The organism is Ruegeria sp. AG6, from assembly GCF_056541565.1.
Genome location: NZ_JBQFYQ010000001.1, coordinates 974,654 through 992,748, shown reverse-complemented (window position 1 = coordinate 992,748; position 18,095 = coordinate 974,654). Strand labels below are relative to the sequence as shown.

General features: G+C 59.6%; 18 protein-coding genes. 9 read left to right on the top strand and 9 right to left on the bottom strand.

Translation table 11 applies throughout. The annotated features are described in order from the left end of the window. Positions 1–104 precede the first annotated feature (104 nt). The 3 genes from ACR0I0_RS04955 to ACR0I0_RS04945 all read left to right on the top strand — a co-directional run bounded on the left by ACR0I0_RS04955 (position 105) and on the right by ACR0I0_RS04945 (position 4,606). Positions 105–1,187, top strand: coding sequence for a TRAP transporter substrate-binding protein (locus ACR0I0_RS04955; RefSeq protein ID WP_117868673.1), 1,083 nt, complete (start codon positions 105–107; stop codon positions 1,185–1,187). 120 nt (positions 1,188–1,307) lie between these two features. Next, positions 1,308–2,234, top strand: coding sequence for a TRAP transporter small permease subunit (locus ACR0I0_RS04950; RefSeq protein WP_171228130.1), 927 nt, complete (start codon positions 1,308–1,310; stop codon positions 2,232–2,234). A gap of 17 nt (positions 2,235–2,251) precedes the next feature. Further along, entirely contained in the window at positions 2,252–4,606 is a 2,355-nt protein-coding gene (locus ACR0I0_RS04945; RefSeq protein WP_171631811.1) for a TRAP transporter large permease, read from the top strand. Between the two features lie 132 nt (positions 4,607–4,738). On the opposite strand, the gene ACR0I0_RS04940 is transcribed toward ACR0I0_RS04945, so the two are convergent. From ACR0I0_RS04940 to ACR0I0_RS04925, 4 genes are all read right to left on the bottom strand, one after another. Then, on the bottom strand, positions 4,739–5,128 hold the full coding sequence (locus ACR0I0_RS04940; protein WP_480490409.1) for a VOC family protein: 390 nt from the start codon (positions 5,126–5,128) through the stop codon (positions 4,739–4,741). Positions 5,129–5,135: 7 nt separating this feature from the next. Further along, on the bottom strand, positions 5,136–5,960 hold the full coding sequence (locus ACR0I0_RS04935; protein WP_480490408.1) for an arginyltransferase: 825 nt from the start codon (positions 5,958–5,960) through the stop codon (positions 5,136–5,138). A 75-nt stretch (positions 5,961–6,035) separates the two neighbouring features. Then, on the bottom strand, positions 6,036–6,467 hold the full coding sequence (locus ACR0I0_RS04930) for an RDD family protein (RefSeq protein WP_171631821.1): 432 nt from the start codon (positions 6,465–6,467) through the stop codon (positions 6,036–6,038). A 65-nt stretch (positions 6,468–6,532) separates the two neighbouring features. Next, complete coding sequence (locus tag ACR0I0_RS04925) at positions 6,533–6,955, bottom strand: DUF2852 domain-containing protein (RefSeq protein ID WP_171631824.1); 423 nt, start codon at positions 6,953–6,955, stop codon at positions 6,533–6,535. 142 nt (positions 6,956–7,097) lie between these two features. On the opposite strand from ACR0I0_RS04925, the gene ACR0I0_RS04920 reads away from it, so the two are divergent. Genes ACR0I0_RS04920 through ACR0I0_RS04900 form a run of 5 tightly spaced genes read left to right on the top strand, consistent with a single transcriptional unit; the run spans position 7,098 to position 12,368 of the window. Then, entirely contained in the window at positions 7,098–7,487 is a 390-nt protein-coding gene (locus tag ACR0I0_RS04920; RefSeq protein ID WP_171631827.1) for a nuclear transport factor 2 family protein, read from the top strand. Between the two features lie 49 nt (positions 7,488–7,536). After that, complete coding sequence (locus tag ACR0I0_RS04915) at positions 7,537–10,332, top strand: bifunctional [glutamine synthetase] adenylyltransferase/[glutamine synthetase]-adenylyl-L-tyrosine phosphorylase (RefSeq protein ID WP_480490406.1); 2,796 nt, start codon at positions 7,537–7,539, stop codon at positions 10,330–10,332. Beyond that, positions 10,316–10,588, top strand: coding sequence for a hypothetical protein (locus ACR0I0_RS04910; RefSeq protein WP_171631831.1), 273 nt, complete (start codon positions 10,316–10,318; stop codon positions 10,586–10,588). Before ACR0I0_RS04915 ends, ACR0I0_RS04910 begins: the two co-directional genes overlap by 17 nt. A 38-nt stretch (positions 10,589–10,626) precedes the next feature. After that, complete coding sequence (locus tag ACR0I0_RS04905) at positions 10,627–11,829, top strand: RSP_2647 family RNA methyltransferase (protein ID WP_480490404.1); 1,203 nt, start codon at positions 10,627–10,629, stop codon at positions 11,827–11,829. Then, positions 11,826–12,368 (top strand): RSP_2648 family PIN domain-containing protein, encoded by a 543-nt coding sequence (locus ACR0I0_RS04900; RefSeq protein ID WP_480490402.1) that lies wholly within the window; start codon positions 11,826–11,828, stop codon positions 12,366–12,368. Before ACR0I0_RS04905 ends, ACR0I0_RS04900 begins: the two co-directional genes overlap by 4 nt. A gap of 70 nt (positions 12,369–12,438) precedes the next feature. Here the strand turns inward: ACR0I0_RS04900 and ACR0I0_RS04895 are convergent, their stop codons facing one another. Further along, positions 12,439–13,125, bottom strand: a complete 687-nt coding sequence (locus ACR0I0_RS04895; RefSeq protein ID WP_152458255.1) for a M48 family metallopeptidase — start codon at positions 13,123–13,125, stop codon at positions 12,439–12,441. Positions 13,126–13,343: 218 nt separating this feature from the next. Between ACR0I0_RS04895 and ACR0I0_RS04890 the strand changes: the two genes are divergently transcribed. Beyond that, on the top strand, positions 13,344–14,828 hold the full coding sequence (locus tag ACR0I0_RS04890; RefSeq protein WP_480490401.1) for an inorganic phosphate transporter: 1,485 nt from the start codon (positions 13,344–13,346) through the stop codon (positions 14,826–14,828). A gap of 15 nt (positions 14,829–14,843) precedes the next feature. Here the strand turns inward: ACR0I0_RS04890 and ACR0I0_RS04885 are convergent, their stop codons facing one another. Genes ACR0I0_RS04885 through ACR0I0_RS04870 form a run of 4 tightly spaced genes read right to left on the bottom strand, consistent with a single transcriptional unit; the run spans position 14,844 to position 18,033 of the window. Further along, positions 14,844–16,028: a vWA domain-containing protein gene (locus ACR0I0_RS04885; protein ID WP_171631843.1), complete on the bottom strand. Its 1,185-nt coding sequence runs from the start codon at positions 16,026–16,028 to the stop codon at positions 14,844–14,846. Between the two features lie 4 nt (positions 16,029–16,032). Next, positions 16,033–16,230, bottom strand: coding sequence for a hypothetical protein (locus tag ACR0I0_RS04880; RefSeq protein WP_171630689.1), 198 nt, complete (start codon positions 16,228–16,230; stop codon positions 16,033–16,035). Continuing rightward, positions 16,211–17,578: a DUF2927 domain-containing protein gene (locus tag ACR0I0_RS04875; RefSeq protein ID WP_171723100.1), complete on the bottom strand. Its 1,368-nt coding sequence runs from the start codon at positions 17,576–17,578 to the stop codon at positions 16,211–16,213. Before ACR0I0_RS04875 ends, ACR0I0_RS04880 begins: the two co-directional genes overlap by 20 nt. Continuing rightward, positions 17,575–18,033, bottom strand: coding sequence for a GNAT family N-acetyltransferase (locus ACR0I0_RS04870; RefSeq protein WP_171723101.1), 459 nt, complete (start codon positions 18,031–18,033; stop codon positions 17,575–17,577). Before ACR0I0_RS04870 ends, ACR0I0_RS04875 begins: the two co-directional genes overlap by 4 nt. Positions 18,034–18,095: the final 62 nt, after the last annotated feature.

The window sequence follows — 18,095 nt, the reverse complement described above, 5'->3', positions numbered from 1 at the left end:
GTAGTAGGTATTCCCTTTCAGTTCGGTCACATTAGGCTGACGCGCACTGAATGCGACAGGTCCGGTTCTGCCGGGCCGTGACTATGAAGGGGAGGAACACTCATATGGATCGTCGTTCATTTCTGAAAAAATCCGCGCTGGGCGGTTCGGCTGCTGCTGCAACTGCTCTGGCAGCACCGGCTTATGCGCAGGGACAGCGTACTCTGACCATGGTGACCTCGTGGGGTCGTGGTCTGGCGGGCGTGTTTGACAGCGCGCAGCGTTGTGCCGACAGCATCAACGCCATGTCGGATGGCAGCCTGAATGTTGAAATCAAGGCAGCGGGCGAGCTGGTTGGCGCCTTCGAAGTATTTGACGCGGTGTCGTCGGGTCAGGCCGACATGTACCATGCCGCTGACTATTACTTTGTGGGTCAGCACCCGGGTTATGCGTTCTTCACGGCCGTTCCTTTCGGCATGACGGCGCAGGAACTGGTGAACTGGTACTATCATGACGGCGGTATGGAGCTGCATGACGAGCTGGGCGAAATCTTTGGCCTGAAGTCCTTCCTGGCCGGCAACACCGGTGCGCAGGCAGGTGGCTGGTACTCGAAAGAGATCAACAGCCCCGAAGACTTCAACGGTCTGAAGTTCCGTATGCCGGGTCTGGGCGGCAAGGCACTGGGTAAACTGGGCGCATCCGTACAGAACATTCCGGGCTCGGAAGTGTATCAGGCGCTGTCGTCCGGCGCGATCGACGGTACCGAGTGGATCGGTCCATGGGCCGACGAAAAGGCCGGCTTCCAGGAAATCACCAAGACCTACTACACTGCGGGCTTCCACGAGCCGGGCGCAGGTCTGTCGCTGGCAACCAACCGCGACGTGTTCAATGAACTGACCCCGGCACAGCAGAAGATCATCGAGATCGCAGCCGCCGAAGCGCACCAGTGGAACCTGGCACAGTTCCTGGCCAACAACGGCGCTGCGCTGCAGCGTCTTCAGGCGGGTGGCGTCAAGGTCCTGGAATTCCCGGACAGTGTCTGGGACGCGTTTGGTCAGGCCAGCCAGGAAGTTCTGGACGAGAACATGGGCGATGAGCTGTTCAAGAAGATCCACGACAGCGCGATGACGTCGATGGCAGCATCGTCTGCTTGGAACAACCTGTCATCGGGTGTTTACACCGCTCAGCGCGACCGTGTTCGCGGCTAAGCCATTCTGATCCAAGAAAAACCGGTTCCCCCGCGGCGCGGGGGAGCCTTTCCCGTTGCGCTAAGGGGTTTGGGCAAGCAACAATAATCCCATGCACAACTGAGACGACCTGGGGACAACATGCAGGACGAAAACGGTATCTCGTTCTTCGGCGCCCTGTGGAATGGACTGGTCTGGTTCATTCAGAACATTGCCGAAGCCTTCTATAATTTCGGATACGCCATCACGCATCCGCAACTCTGGCTGGACTGGTCCGACAAGGCGTCGATCATGCGCTTTGTCTATTACGGCGGTTCGGTCGAGTTCTTCTTTGTGGTTTTCACGTTCTTTCTGGTTCTGACGGCCATCGGGCTGTACTACCGGAACTTCATGTGGGCCATCGTGCGGGGCCTTGAGGGGTTCGCCAATACCACCGGGCGTTTCTTTGCCTGGGCGGGCCTTTTGATGGTGATCCAGCAGATCGTGATCGTTTTCATGCAGCGGGTATTTACCAGACCCGATATGTCTTTTGGTTTGGGTATCCCGTTCCAGATGGATATCAGTTGGTTCGCGGAAGAACTGAAGCTGTATAATGCGATGGTTGTCTGCCTGTGCTGTACCTACACATTCGTGCAGGGTGGGCATGTGCGCGTTGACCTCATTTATGCAGGCATCAGCCACCGTGCCAAACGGGTGGTTGATATGTGCGGTGCGGTTTTGTTCATGATGCCCATGGCGGTGCTGACCTGGATGTATGGCTGGTACTTCATGTGGCGGCACCTGATCGTGCCGAAGCCTTCGGCCAGTGACACGCTGGACCGGCTGGTGGCCAAGTCCCGCGCCCTGCGCTGGAACGTGGAAACCATCGGGTTCAGCCCAAACGGGTTCAACGGATACTTCCTGTTCAAGATCTTGCTGGTGGCTTTTGCCGCGATGGTGTTCTTGCACGCAATCGCATTCCTGTACCGCTCGTATCTTGAGTATGTGGAAGGACCGGAAAGCACTGGAAAATACCTCGACAAGGACAGCCTTGGTGAGGGCGAAGAAGCCTATGAAGGCGCGCATTAAGGACGGAGACCAAGACAATGCTATTCGGACTTGATGGCGTCGAGATAGGCCTCATTATCGTATTCTTCTGCCTCTTTGGGGGCATCCTTTCCGGCTTCCCGGTGGCCTTTGCCATCGGTGGCGCCGGGGTGATTTCCTTCGGGATCATTGCCGCGCTGGACAGCGCAGGGCTGTTGGTCCACCAGGCAATCGACACAGGCTCACAAGCTTATCGGGATCTGGTGAATTCCGGGGTCAAAGCGGATGTCATTTCCGTGTTCCGATACCCGGAGTTACCGAGGATCGCCGAGCCGGTTTTTGTGCAAGGTTGGGAAACCGCGCTGGACCGCAACGTGTCGTTCATCGTCAATCGCATGAACGAACGTGTTTTGGCCGGTCAGTCCATCGAGACATTGCTGGCAGTGCTGATGTTCGTTCTGATGGGTATCACGCTGGAGCGTTCAAAAATCGCGAACGACCTGCTGACGACGATGGCGCGCGTCTTTGGACCGCTGCCGGGTGGTCTGGCCGTGTCCATCGTGGTTGTGGGGGCATTTCTTGCGGCCTCTACCGGCATCGTTGGCGCGACCGTGGTGACCATGGGCCTGCTGGCGCTGCCAACCATGTTGCGGAACAATTATTCGCCGGAACTCGCAACGGGTGTGATCGCGGCCTCGGGTACGCTGGGGCAGATTATTCCGCCCTCGATCGTGATCGTTCTGCTTGGCACATTGGCGGGCGATCTGTATTCCACGGCGCAAGAGACACGCGCTGTCGAGGCCGGCTGCACCGATGCGCTGACCTATTTGGGAGAGCCGGCGGTTGTATCGGTCGGAACCTTGTTCCAGGCGGCGCTTTTGCCGGGGATCCTTCTGGCGCTGCTTTATGCGTTGTATGCGTTTGGTTATGCATTGCTGAATCCCCATAAGGCACCTGCCGTGGCGCTGTCAGGCGGGTCGGGTGAGCCGATCACCCGGTCCGAAGGTCTGACTTGGCTGCTGGGGGCACCGGTTGCGCTGATTGTCGGCACCGTGTTGCTGGGCAATGTCGGCCTGATCGGCAGCCAGAACATTTCGGTCTCGGCTTTCTCGGACATCGGACAGGGCGCATCGTTGCGAACCAACGTGTCGGAAGAATGCAAGGTATCGATGATCGATCTTCATGGTCAGGCCGCCTGGGATCAGGCCGTCGCCGAGCAGGACGCCATTGACGCCGCTGGCGGTGCAGCTGAGTCTCAGCGCTTGACAGAAGAAGAACTGGCCGCCGCACAACAGGAAATGATTGCATCAGCCGCACCAATTGGAACGGGTGTCGCGATCACCGTCGTGCTGTTGGGCCTTACTCTGGTTCTGGGTCGTGGCATCGCCCCCTCGCGTACGCCACAGCCGCTTATCGTTGGTGCGATTGGTCTGCTTCTTATGGTGTTGGTCGATATCTTGCTGATTTCGCCCACGACATCTTCGGGGGCGACGTTCCTGTTGCTCGCGTTGCCATTTGCGCTGGCCATGTATGGTTGCAAGGAAGCCGCAGCGCGATGTGCGACCAATGACCTGATCCGCGTGGTCTTCCCGCCACTGGTTCTGATCATCGCTGTTCTGGGGTCGATCCTGGGGGGAGTGACCAACCCGACTCCGGCGGCGGCGCTGGGTGCGGGTGGCGCGATCATGCTGGCGGCCTATCGCAAGCTGCAGGATCAGGGGCGATCGGGCAAGGTGATCATCTGGTCGACCTTTGCCGTGATCATCGCCTTGCTGATGGGGGTGAACTTTGACCTGCGGGTCAATCAGGGCAATGTGACGTTGGAGACCTGGATCGCCTTCATCATCGCGTATGCGGCCTATCTGTACGCCTTGTTCGGGCTGCTGTTCGGGTGCTGGGTGCTGTACTCCAGCGGAGTTCTGACCCCGGTGGTGCGCGAGACGGCCAAGGTGACCTCGATGGTGTTTACCATCCTGATCGGATCCCAATTGCTGAACCTGGTGGTGATCTCGTTCGGAGGGGAGCACTATATCCAGCAATTCCTGAAGAGTTTTGACAACGAGTTCACGGTCTTCCTGATCGTGATGCTGGTTTTGTTCATACTGGGCTTCGTGCTGGATTTCCTCGAGATCATCTACATCGTGATCCCGATCGTTGGGCCGGTGATCTATGGCGGTTCGTTCGACCCGAAATGGGTGACGATCATGGTGGCGGTGAACCTGCAAACATCCTTCCTGACACCCCCGTTCGGGTTCGCGTTGTTCTACTTGCGAGGGGTTGCGCCGAAGGAAGTGACGACGGGCCATATCTATCGCGGGATCATTCCGTTTGTTCTGATCCAGGTGGTAGGGATCGCAATTCTGTGGTTCTTCCCGGCGATTGTCACGATCGTACCGGACCTGATCCCGAACTGATCCGGATCATCAAAATGCAAAAGGGGGCCCGAAGGCCCCCTTTTTCTTGTTTGTTGCTGAGAAGGGGCCAGCCCCTTCTTGCCCTGCTGCCAATTCATCCCCGGGATATTTTCGGCCAGATGAAGAAGCGGATCAGGTGAATTGGATCAGATCCCAGCGGTTGTCATAAGGATCGCACCAGACAGCGACTGTGCCATAGGTTTCGACGCGGGGGGTTTCTTCGAAATGGACCCCATTGGCACGCATCTGTGTGTAGTCGCGTTGGAAATCATCGGTTTGAAGGAAAAAACCCACACGGCCGCCGGTCTGGTTGCCGATGGCGGCGCGTTGTTCGGGCCCGTCGGCTTTGGCCAGAAGAAGGGCGCCGCCGTCTGAACCCGGCGGTGTGATCAGGACCCAGCGTTTTCCGCCTCCGAGATCGATGTCCTTCAAGAGCTGGAAGCCAAGTCTTTCCGTATAAAACGCAAGTGCGTCATCGTAATCCGGCACCACGAGGGTGACGGCGTGCAGCTTCTGTTTCATCGGATGGTCAGCCCTTGGTGGGGTGGCGGTCGGGAAGCTGGATATTGGCCACTTGCTCGGCAATCGGAGCGGTGGACAGGGGGTGCCGTGAGGAAGCGCAGAAGGTATCAGGATCTGTGATCTTTTGCCATTCGCCCTGAACATAGGCTTCAAGCCCGGAGAATTTTGCCTTGTAACCCATCTTGGGGCTGCCGGGGACCCAATAGCCCAGGTAGATATAGGGCAGGCCAGCTTCGCGCGCGATCTCGATATGGTCCAGGATCATATAGGTGCCCAGAGAATTCTGAGGCTGGTTCGGATCGTAGAAAGAGTAGACCATGCTCAGCCCATCATCGAGCACGTCGGTCAGGCTGACAGCGATCAGGTCGCCGGTCTCAGGATCTGCATACTCCACCACTCGGCTTCGAATCGGGGTTTCTTCGATCATTGCCGCAAATTCGAACACGTCCATGTCGGCCATGCCGCCATCGGCGTGCCGGGTGTCAAGATAGCGGCGGAACAGCTCATACTGCTCGTCCGTGGCCCATGGCGATGTGGCGCGGCGTTGCAGATATCCATTGCGTTTCACAGCGCGTTTCTGGCTTTTTGTCCGGCGGAAAGCCGAGACGTCGATCCGGGCGGACAGGCAGGCTGCGCAATCTGTGCAGGAAGGGCGGTAGAGCACATTCTGCGACCGGCGAAACCCCTGCTGCGACAGGGAATTGTTCAACTGTTCCGCACCTTCGCCCTGAAGCGCGGTGAACAGCTTACGCTCCATCCTGCCATCGAGATAGGGGCAGGGTTGCGGGGCCGTGACATAGAATTGTGGCGCAATTGGCAGCGTGTGTCGCATGAAGTTCCCAGATAGCCTCGGGAGGGATGATAGCAACCGTTCCCGAGGCCGCCAAGTGTTTCGCGCAACCGCGTGTCAGGCCCGTCGATTGATCATGACCGTGCCCAGAAAACTGTCGGTCAGACCCTGGCCGCGGGCGCTGGTCAACATCATGATCACCGAGATGATCTGGATCACCGCAAACGCCATGCTGACGAAATAGCCGGCAGTGTGGGCGATGGCCTTGCCCATATCCATTCGTTCTCCGAATGCGTCGCGCAATTCGATTCCCATGAACCGCATGCCCAGTGTGGCCGAGCCGTTGGTGATGGTTACTACGCGATAGACAAAGCTGATCACGGCATAGATCACTGCCAGAAAAAACAGACCGAGGCCTGCGCTCAACAGGATCGCCACCGTGCAGAGCAGCGAGATGAAGGCGATATCAAACAACCAAGCGACAAAGCGTTTGCTTGTCACCGAGCGGTAGAAATCAGGTTGGGTATCCGGGTCAGGCAGGTGGTTCATTCGTCAGGTCCGAAAAAATGGGTCAGGGTACCCTGTCCCGGATTGCCGGGACAGGGCAAGGTCAATCAGGCCGGCTTGGCATTTTCGTCGTCTTCATGGTTCTCGCGGGCGCGTTCATCCATGAACTCGTCGAATTCGGCCTTGTCCTTGGCATCGCGAAGGCGGCGCAGGAACGCCTCGAAGTCCTGCTGTTCGCGTTCAAGGCGGGCCAGTGTATCTGCCTTGTAGGCGTCAAATGCGCTGTTGCCGGATGGTTTCATCGCGCTCATGTGGCTGTGCCAGGATTTGCGGCGGCTGCAGGATTTGCTGAACATGCGTTTGCTCCAGATCATGTAAGCCAGAAGGGCCAGGCCAACCGGCCAGAAGAAGATGAAACCAAGGACCATGGCGGCAATCCAGGCCCCTTTGCCTTTGTCATCCAGCCAGGCCTCGATTCGATAAAGCCATCCCGGATTCGCGGGGACGGCGGGGTCGGACAATGCGGTCATTTGAGCTCTCCAGGGTTGATGTAAACTCTTTTCACATTGATTAGATGGGGTCGTGGGCGGGGGTTGCAAGGGGGTAATGTAAAAAAGATTTACATTCAGCAATTCGGTTGACGGTGAGCGCAATCAGCCGCAGGTTGCGGAAATGGATTTGACAGAACACAAAACGGCACCTGCGCTGGATGAAATTCTGAATTTGGAAAAGCAGGTCTGGATGGCGCTGGTCGAGGGCAACGCAAGCGCGGACCGGGCGTTGCTGAGCGCGGATTTTCTTGGGGTCTATCCGACGGGATTTGCCAATCGTGACGATCATGTCGGTCAATTTGCAGACGCACCGACGATGGCCGAGTTCGAACTGAGCGGCGAAAGACTGCGTGTTCTGACACCGGATATCGTCTTGCTGTCTTACAAGGCCGATTACCTGCGCCCGGGTGCGACAACGCGCGAGGCGATGCTGATTTCGTCGTTATGGGAACGCAGAGACGACGTTTGGGTCAACAGTTTCAGTCAGGACACGCCGGTTCAGAACACCTGATCAGAATGCCCCATTGACGATCACGCGATGCGATGCGCAGTTTGCGCCCATGACAGACGTTTTAGCCATTTCACGACTTCCGCGCGCTTTCGATCCATCCTTGGGGGCCGAAGCGCGGGCCCTGATGCCTGATTTGCCGGCCGGGATGGCGGAATTGGTGGCGGGCACCGCCGGTTCCAGTCCCTATCTGAAAAGTCTGATCGAACAAGAGAAGGGCTGGCTGCCCGAGGCTCTGATGCACCCGGATCAGGTATTGGCTGACGTCATGTCTGCTGCGCGTGATCTGCCGCCGGATCAGTTGAAACCCGGATTGCGGCAGGCCAAGCGGCGAATGGCTCTGCTTACGGCGTTGGCCGATATTGCAGGTGCGTGGCCATTGGAGAAGGTCACGGCGGCCCTGACCGATTTCGGTGCGCTGGCCGCAGATGTTGCCGCCAAGGCCGAGATCGCAACATTGATCCGGCGTAAGAAGCTGCCGGGCATGACCGAGGATGATGTCGAAACCGCAGCCGGCCTGGTCATACTGGCGATGGGAAAGATGGGCGCGCATGAGCTGAACTACAGCTCGGATATCGATCTGATCGTCCTGTTTGATGAAACGCGCTTTGACCCCGATGACTTTTACGAGGCCCGGCAGGGCATGGTTCGGGCCACGCGCAACTTCTGTGCGACGTTGAGCGAGAAGACGGCGGATGGCTATGTGTTCCGAACGGATCTGAGGCTGCGCCCCGATCCGGCCGTGACACCGGTTTGCATGGCGATGGAGGCCGCCGAGCGGTATTACGAAAGCCTCGGTCGTACGTGGGAGCGCGCGGCCTACATCAAGGCGCGCCCCTGCGCCGGGGATCTGGATGCGGGGCAGCGTTTCCTTGACGGCTTGCGCCCCTTTGTCTGGCGCCGCCATCTGGACTTTGCCGCCATTCAGGACGCCCATGACATGCGCCTGCGCATCCGGGAAAACAAAGGGACGGGCGGGTCTTTGTCGATCCCCGGTCACGACATGAAACTGGGGCAGGGCGGTATCCGCGAGATCGAGTTTTTCACGCAAACCCGCCAGTTGATCGCGGGTGGGCGGGACGCTGACCTGCGGGTGCGAGGCACGGTTCCCGGGTTGGCGGCGCTGGCGGCAAAAGGCTGGGTGCCACAGGATGTGGCGGACAAGCTGACAGATCATTACCGCGCGCACCGCGAAGTCGAACATCGCATCCAGATGATTCATGATGCGCAGACCCACAAGGTGCCGAACTCACCCGACGGGATCGAACGCGTCGCCTGCCTGATGGGGATCAGCAGCGCCGAGTTGACGCAGGACCTGAAAAACCGCCTGACCGAAGTGCATGAGCTGACCGAAGGGTTCTTTGCCCCCGGACCTGGTGCGGCGCCCGCCCATGTACAGGATGTGGAGTTCGACAAGAACGTTCTGGCCCGATGGACGACATATCCGGCCCTCAGGTCCCAGCGCGGCGCGCGGATTTTCGAACGTCTGCGCCCCGAATTGCTGTCACGTCTGGCCAAAACCGCCAAGCCCGACGAAGCATTGATGGCTTTGGACGGGTTCCTGGCGGGCCTGCCCGCCGGGGTGCAGCTGTTTTCGCTGTTCGAGGCGAATCCGCAACTGATCGACTTGTTGATCGATATCGTCGGAACCTCGCATGCTCTGGCATCGCACCTGTCCCGCAACGCGTCGGTGTTCGATGCGGTGATCGGGGGCAGTTTCTTTGCGGATTGGCCCGGGCAAGAGGCGTTGCAAGCGGAATTGACGCAGGCTTTGTCGGAAGAAACGGATTATGAAACCCAGCTTGATCTTGCCCGACGCTGGTGCAAGGAATGGCATTTCCGGGTCGGCGTGCATCACCTGCGCGGCCTGATCGACGGAAAAAAGGCAGGTCGGCAATATGCCGATCTTGCGCAGTCGGTCATCGCGGCCATCCTGCCGCATGTCACCGAGAATTTCGCCCGCAAACACGGCGCTGCACCGGGGCGTGGCGCTGCCGTGCTTGGGATGGGGTCGCTGGGGGCAGGCCGGATCAACTCGCAATCCGATCTGGACATGATCGTCATCTACGATCCTTTGGATCAGGATATGTCTGACGGTCCGCGCCCTTTGGCCACGCGCACGTATTATGCGCGGTTCACGCAGGCCCTGATCACGGCATTGTCCGCTCCGATGTCGCAGGGACGCTTGTATGAGGTCGATATGCGATTGCGTCCCTCGGGCAATCAGGGGCCGGTCGCAACCAGTTGGGCCAGCTTTGTCAATTACCAGCGGAACGAAGCCTGGGTGTGGGAGCATCTGGCCTTGACACGCGCGCATGTTGTTGCCGGGGATGCCGGACTGGCCGAGGAAATCGAAGCCTTCCGCACCGAGTTTCTGTCGCACCCGCGAGAGCAGGGGAAGGTTCTACGCGAAGTGGCCGAGATGCGGTCGCGCCTGGCGGCGGCCAAGGCGCCCGCCGGCATCTGGGACGCCAAGAACGGCCCCGGCCGGCTGATGGATATCGAATTGATGGCGGAAACCGGTGCTTTGCTGGCGGGGTCCGCGCAGCGCGATGTCGCGTCGGGTCTGGATGGCGCCGTCGCAGCCGGGTTGCTGGATGTCGCGCAGGCGCAATCTCTGAAAGACTGCTATGACCTATTTTGGTCGGTGCAATGCGCCGCGCGGTTGCTGTCGGGCAAGACAATCGAAGCCGACAAGATCGGCGAAGGCGGTACGGCATTTTTGTGCCGCGCCACCGGGTTCGAACAGGTCGAGGCTTTGCAGGCGGCATTGCAGGAATGTTACACGACCGCGGCCGATCTGATCGGCGGCGTGATCAAGGGGGAAGAAGATGGCGCGCAGCAGTGATCCCAACGACCACAAAGGTCTGATCCGGGAAGCCTATCGAATCGACGGCATCACCCTGCCAGAGTGTCGCAGCATTTTTTTGGACTGGGCGCTGAGCCTTCCCGCAGATCGCGACCAGAACACGGCGCTGGCCGAGCTGCACGCGGGCTATGCCGAGCAGAACCCCGATCATCCGATGACACAGGTTCTGACCGAAGGCCTTCAGACGGCAAAGGCCCCAGAACGCCGCGGCGGTTGGCGATCCCGTAACCGCTAGGGCTTTCCCACCGGCGCGTTCAGGACTATGAGGGCGCCATGACCCAATCTGCCGACCGTCCCCGTATCCGCCTGAAACCCAAAGCCAATGCGCGCGGCCTGCGCCATGGTTTCCCCTGGGTCTACGCCAATGACATCGTCACCGACCGCCGTACCCGAAAAATTCCGGCGGGCGCTCTGGCCGTGCTCGAAGATGACAAACGGGCGCCCGTCGCGCTGGTCGCGGTCAACCCCGCGTCCAAGATCATGTGCCGGGTGCTGGACCATGACATCGACGCGCAGCTTGACGCGACGTGGTTCGAGAGCCGTTTGCAGCGCGCCCTCGATCTGCGAGAAAGCCTGTTTGACGCCCCGTATTATCGCCTGATCCATGCCGAAGCGGACGGCTTCCCCGGCGTCATCATCGACCGCTTTGGCGAGGCCTGCGTCATTCAGCCGAACGCGGCCTGGGCCGAGGCGCACCTGGATGTGCTGACCCAAGCTCTGGTCAAAGTCACTGGCGTGACCACGGTGCTGAAGAACGCCTCGGGCCGTACACGCGGGCTGGAGGGGTTGGACGACGTCAACCAGGTATTGCGCGGAACCGCGCCCGATGCGCCCCTGCCGGTACCGATGAATGGCGCCACCTACATGGCGGATCTGACAGGCGGTCAGAAGACCGGGCTGTTTTACGACCAGCGCCCCAACCACGCCTTTGCCGCGCGCCTGGTTCATCCCGATGCGCAGGTGCTGGACGTGTTCAGCCATGTGGGCGGCTTCGGTCTGGCGATGCTTGCAGGCGGTGCGGGGCAGGCATTGTCCGTCGATGGCTCAGCCGCCGCGCTCGACCTGGCGAAAAAAGGGGCCGAGGCGTCGGGCCTTGCTGAAAAGTTCCAGACCCGACAGGGCGACGCGTTCGAGGTTCTGACTCAACTGGGTGAAGAAGGCGCGCGATTTGACGTGGTGATCTGCGATCCGCCCGCGTTTGCGCCGTCCAGGCAAGCGCTGGATGCGGGGCTGCGCGCCTATGAACGTATCGCACGACTGGCGGCGCCTCTGGTCAAACCCGGTGGTTATATAGGGCTGTGTTCGTGTTCGCACGCGGCTGACCTGAGCCGGTTCCGCGATGCGTCCTCCCGTGGGATCGGGCGCGCCGGGCGTCAGGCGCAATTGATCCACACCGGGTTTGCGGGTCCCGATCACCCGCAACTGCCGCAACTGGCGGAAAGCGGCTACCTCAAAGCAGTGTTCTACCGCCTGTGAAGGCCGTTCTCGACACCTGCGTCATCTATCCCACGGTGATGCGCGAGATGCTGCTGGGCGCGGCCCGCCTTGGCCATTTCACTCCGATCTGGTCTGCCCGCATCCTCGAAGAATGGGCCCGCGCCGCGCGCAAGCTGGGCCCGACGGGCGAGGCGCAAGCCCGCGCCGAAATTGCCTTGGCGCAAGCGCAGTGGCCAAGGGCCGAACGCGCGCCGGTCCCGGGGCTGGAGCAGCGCCTCTGGCTGCCCGACGCAGCCGATATCCACGTTCTGGCGACGGCCATCACCGCCTCGGCCGACGTCATCGTGACCGTCAACGCCAAGGATTTCCCCAGAAATATTCTGGCAGAGGAGGGGCTCGACCGCCGAGATCCCGACGGCTTGCTGCATGGTCTCTGGTTATCTGACCCTGACGGCCTGGCGACCATCGCCGATCGCGTTCTGAGTGAAGCCATCCGCCTTTCCGGCCACCAATGGTCCTTGCGCGCGCTGATGAAAAAGGCCCGCCTTCCACGCCTTGGCAAGGCGCTCACCCAATAAACTGGATCCCACTTCATCTGGCTAAAAATATCCCGGAGAGCGCGAGAGGCTGGCCTCTCGCTGCGCACCCTCAGCCACGCGCCCAACGCTGCTCAAGGGCCTCCAGTGCCGCAATGCGCTCACCCGTTTTCGGGTGGCTCATCAACCATGCCGGGGCAACGCCCGCCCGTTGTTGCGTCAGGTCTTCCAGCTTGTGAAACAAGGATTTCTGCGGCCCGATCCCGATTCCGGCCTTGGTCAGCAAGGCGGCGGCATATTCGTCCGCCTCATACTCATCCTGTCGTGACAGGCGCGAGGCCAGTAATGATGTCAAGGCATTCGCAATCATCGCTCCGATAAACGGAATAAACCGGTTCAGCACCATGATCAGCGCCGTCCGCATCGCGTTTTGGCCTGAAAAATCAATCATCCGTCGCTTTGCGTGACCCAAGGCTACATGTCCCAGCTCATGTGCGATCACGCTGGCCATTTCCTCGGCCGACACCTCTCCGTTGCGGAATTTTCGGTAAAACCCGCGCGTGATGAAAATCCGACCATCCGGAGCAGCCAGCCCGTTCACCGGGTCAATCTCGTAGATATAGACAGGGACCCGATCGATTTCCAAAGCTGCGGCAAGCCGGTCCGTCATACGTTTCAGCACCGGGTCGGCCAGTTCGGTCGATTTTGCGTCCAACTCACGATGGGTGCGCCAGACCGAAATGCGGTACATCACGATGGCGTAGCCAATTGCCAGCAGGATCGGGGTCAATCGAAGCATGTCAAAGATATGGTCCGAACATGGGCTTTGCGCAAGTCACACCTGCGGGATGTTCGTCGGGACCCGCATAATCTTTTTTTCGTGCGCCGAAATCGGCATAACCTTTTTTCGTGCGCCGAAATCGGTACAACCTTCGATAAGTTGTGATCTTGCGATATGAGCTGTTGATTATTTCAACGATCCCACTTAACCGACAGGGCGCTATCGATGGGGGACCCATGACCGACAAGAACTATGAAGCGCGTCACCTGGAAACACTCGACCGGGATTTGCGGCGCTTTTCACGCCTCGAAATGGCGACCGCACAGGCTGGACGACCCTTTGTGGGCTCAGGGATCGCCCTGGCATTCATTGTCGTCGCAGGCCTTGTGGCCGCTTTCCTGTTCGGGCAGGGCAACAATTCACTTGTCGTCGTGATCGCGGCGATGTTCGGGGCCTATATGGCGCTGAATATCGGGGCCAATGACGTCGCCAACAACATGGGTCCCGCAGTGGGGGCGAATGCGCTGACGATGGGCGGTGCCATCGCGATTGCCGTTGTTTTTGAAAGTGCCGGGGCGCTCATTGCTGGAGGCGATGTCGTGTCGACCATCGCCAAGGGAATTATCGCGCCGGAAAGCATGGGAACGGCCGACGTCTTCATATGGGCGATGATGGCGGCGCTGCTGTCCTCGGCGCTTTGGGTCAATCTGGCGACTTGGATCGGCGCGCCGGTTTCCACCACACATTCGGTCGTGGGCGGTGTAATGGGGGCAGGGATCGCTGCGGCTGGGTTCGGCGCCGTAAGCTGGGGCACCATGAGCAAGATCGCTGCCAGCTGGGTGATCTCGCCACTTCTGGGAGGCTTGGTCGCAGCCGGTTTCCTGTGGTTCATCAAGGCCAGGATCATCTATCAGGAAGACAAGATCGCCGCGGCCCGCAAATGGGTGCCGATGCTGGTCGGGATCATGGCGGGCGCCTTTGCATCTTATCTGGCGCTCAAGGGTCTCAAGAAAATCATCAAGATTGATCTCGGGGCAGCGTTGCTGATCGGTGCGGCGTGTGGCGGGCTGATCTGGGCAGTGATGATCCCGGTGATCCGCCGCCAGTCCGAGGGGCTTGAAAACCGCAATAAGTCGCTGAAAATTCTGTTTGGAATTCCGCTGATCGTGTCTGCGGCACTGCTGAGTTTTGCGCATGGTGCAAATGACGTTGCCAACGCGGTGGGACCGTTGGCAGCGATTGTGCAGGCTTCTGCCTCGGGCGACTTCACTCATGCCGTCAGCATTCCCTATTGGGTCATGGTCATCGGTGCGTTCGGGATATCGTTCGGCCTGTTCCTGTTTGGTCCGAAACTGATCCGTATGGTCGGCAGCCAGATCACCAAGCTCAACCCGATGCGGGCCTATTGCGTTGCCCTGTCGGCCGCAATCACGGTGATCGTTGCAAGCTGGCTGGGCCTGCCTGTCAGTTCCACCCACATCGCGGTTGGCGCTGTCTTCGGTGTCGGGTTCTTTCGGGAATGGGATGCCGAGCGACGGCTGAGACGCGCCAGCCGGGCTTTCCCTGAACGCCCCCGCGTCGCGCCGGAAGAACGCCGCCGCCGCAAGCTGGTTCGTCGGTCGCATTTCCTGACCATCGTTGCTGCGTGGGTTATCACGGTTCCCGCCGCTGCAATGCTGGCAGCGATCCTGTTTCTTGGGATTCAGGTAATTGCCGGGTAAACTCTGGCGCTGACCTCAACGGGTCAGCGCTTTCATGCCCTGTTCCAGCCCGGCCAGGGTCATCGGCACCATGTGGCCTTCGAAGATCTCCTGAATCATGCTGATGGAGTGGGTGTATTCCCAATACTTCTCGGGCACGGGATTGATCCACAGGTTCGACGCCCATTGATCCCGCGCGCGTTGCAGCCAGACCTGCCCGGCCTCTGCGTTCCAATGCTCGTTGGCGCCGCCGGGATAGGCGATTTCATACGGGCTCATCGAGGCGTCGCCGACGAAGATGCATTTGTAGTCGGGCCCATAGGTGCGAAACACTTCATGCGTGGGCGTCTGCTGGTCCCAGCGGCGGCGATTGTCACGCCAGACGCCCTCGTAAAGGCAATTGTGGAAATAAAAATATTCCAGATGCTTGAACTCGGATCGTGCGGCTGAAAACAGCTCTTCCACCACTTTGATATGCGGGTCCATTGATCCGCCAACGTCCAGAAACAGCAGAACCTTGACCGCGTTGTGACGTTCGGGTCGGGTTTTGACGTCCAAATAGCCGTGCTCGGCCGTAGCGCGAATGGTGCCGTCCAGATCCAGTTCTTCCGCAGCACCTTCGCGCGCCCAGCGGCGCAGGCGTTTCAGGGCAACCTTGATGTTGCGGGTGCCCAGTTCAACCGTGTCGTCCAGGTTTCTGAATTCGCGCTTGTCCCAAACCTTGACCGCGCGCTGGTGGCGGCTTTCCTTTTGGCCGATGCGCACGCCTTCGGGATTGTAGCCATAGGCCCCGAAAGGAGAGGTCCCGGCCGTGCCGATCCACTTGTTGCCGCCCTGATGGCGGCCTTGTTGTTCCTTGAGACGCTCGCGCAGCGTTTCCATCAGCTTGTCGAAACCGCCAAGCGCCTCGATCTCGGCTTTTTCTTCATCAGACAGGTGCTTTTCGGCCATTTTGGCCAGCCAGTCGCCGGGGATGTCAACGGCTTCCAGAACCTGATCGAAGCTGATCTCGTTCAGTCCTTCGAAACTGGCGGCAAAGGCGCGGTCGAACTTGTCGATGTTGCGTTCGTCCTTCACCATCGACACGCGCGCGAGATAGTAGAACGCCTCGATATCATAGGTGGCCAGACCCTTTTTCATGCCTTCCAGAAAAGTCAGATACTCCCGCAGCGATACCGGGATGCCAGCTTTGCGAAGGTTTTCGAAAAAGGGCAGGAACATCGTGTCAGGCCACCAAACGCACCAGAATCAACGAGATCACCAGACCCACCAGCGCAAAGGCAATGCCGTATCCGGCGGCATATTGCGCCATGTCGGCCCGATTACCGCTGCGCTTTTTCGCGGTCAGGGCTCCCAAGGTTGCACCCAGTGCCGCCATTCCCAGAACTACCAACATATGTGCGTCATCCGTCTTTCGTGCCATCCGTGTTTCTTCGGCCATTGCCCCGCGACAATGACTGGGCCACCAGATCCGAGCCAAACCCGTACCGCGCCCATCCCAGGCTGTCCAGCCTGACGGCACGTGCCTGCTGTATCTGCCCCGCCTGTTTCAGCGCTTCTGATTTCAGCAACAGCAACGTGGCCAGCAAAGACGCATTTTCTGCCCGTGTCATGACATCGATGGCCCTGTTCAGCTCGGGCAGAACACTGGGTCCCTTTTCCTGTGCCAGCGCGAATGCCGCGGTTTGCGTGGTGACATAGGCCTGATGCACCTCTGTGCCGGGCGTGGCCTTCAGAAATTGCTGCGCAATCTGAAACTGGCGTTGGGCTTCGATGGGGTCCCGGAATTGTTCCATCCGGCCCATCAGGTAATGGGGATAGGCGCGGCGGTGATCCGTCCATCCCTGCTGCTGACCGATCCGTGCCGCCTTTCGGGCAGCGCGCAGCTGTCTGGGCGACCCCGCGCCCGGTCCCAGTGATTTCTGGATCGCGTCAATCCATTCGCGCGGTGTATCCGTAAAGGGTTGAACGGGCACCCTGTCCCCGCGCGGGTTCATCCGGCTCAGAACCCCCGGGATGACCGCGGCAACCTGATCGCGGGTCATGCCGGTGCGCAGTTCCGGCGCATAGGCAGCCCGCAGGATCAACATGTCGAACCCGGTCAGAACCGTATGGATATTGTCGTCGTTGAACACCGAATCCGGCAGGTGATACAGATCGTTCAGCGGACCAAGCGCTTGCGCCAGTTCTTCATGCAGGCAATCACGTATTTCCTGCGGACTGACGTCGTATGGGATGAAAATCCCAAGCCGTTCGCGTTTGTGCAGTTCTGTCCAGCTGCTTTTTATCTTTCGGCGGTCACGGCGATATTCTTCAAGGCTGGAGGAGTTGGGGACGACGAAACAGGCCGCGTTGGGCAGAATGCGCAGAATGTCTTTCTGGCTGACGGCTTCGATGGTGATATTCGCCTGACCTTCGTCGATCTGTCGGATGTTGATTCCGGCTTCACGCCTCAGGCGGTTGAGCAACCGGGTCAGATCTTGCTGCATGCTTGCGGTCGGCGATCCGGCCAGGCGGACTGTGACCGGGGTCTCAAATCGCGTGAAAACGGGCAGGGCGGCGCCGCTTTCCAGTTCAAAATGCAGGGACAAGAAATCCGAGGCGATGTTCTTGTTCGATCGAGCAGGCGGCGAAGGACGTGCCGTTGAAAAAGACTTGGCAGGCGGCAGGCTTGCTTCGATGGGCGCGACCTGATCGGGCAGCTCGATCGTTTCAACCGTCGCGCAGCCGGCAACAACCAGTGCCAGAAAAAGGGCACTCAATCGCTTCATGAGCGGGCGTACTTGATGAACGGTGTCAGTGTGCCGATGCGATCATACAGTTTCCGCGCAGTGTGGTTAAAATCCTGGGTCAGCCAATAGACCGACGGCGCGCCCTGACGATCGGCCTCGTCATAGACCGCCTGGATCAAGGCCCGGCCAACGCCTGCCCCTCGTGCCTTGGGTCGCGCGAACAGGTCTTGCAGGTAGCAGACCAATTCCACCTTCCAGGCGTGGCGATGAAAAAGATAGTGTGTCAGTCCGACCAGGGCGCCATTCTGCTCGGCAACGAAACAGGAAAAATCCTGCGGGTCGTCGCCCAGCAGCCTGGAAAAGGTTGTTTCGTATACATCATCGGGCAGGGCGGTTTCATAAAATGCCAGATAGTCCCGCCACATGTCGGCCCATTGGCTTTTGTCCTCGGCACGCAGGGTGCGGATTGTCAGTGCGTTCGCCACGCGAGTCATCCAATTCTGTGGGCGGCGAAGCTCTGTTTCGCCAGATGGGCCGATGCTGGCATCCGGGCCGC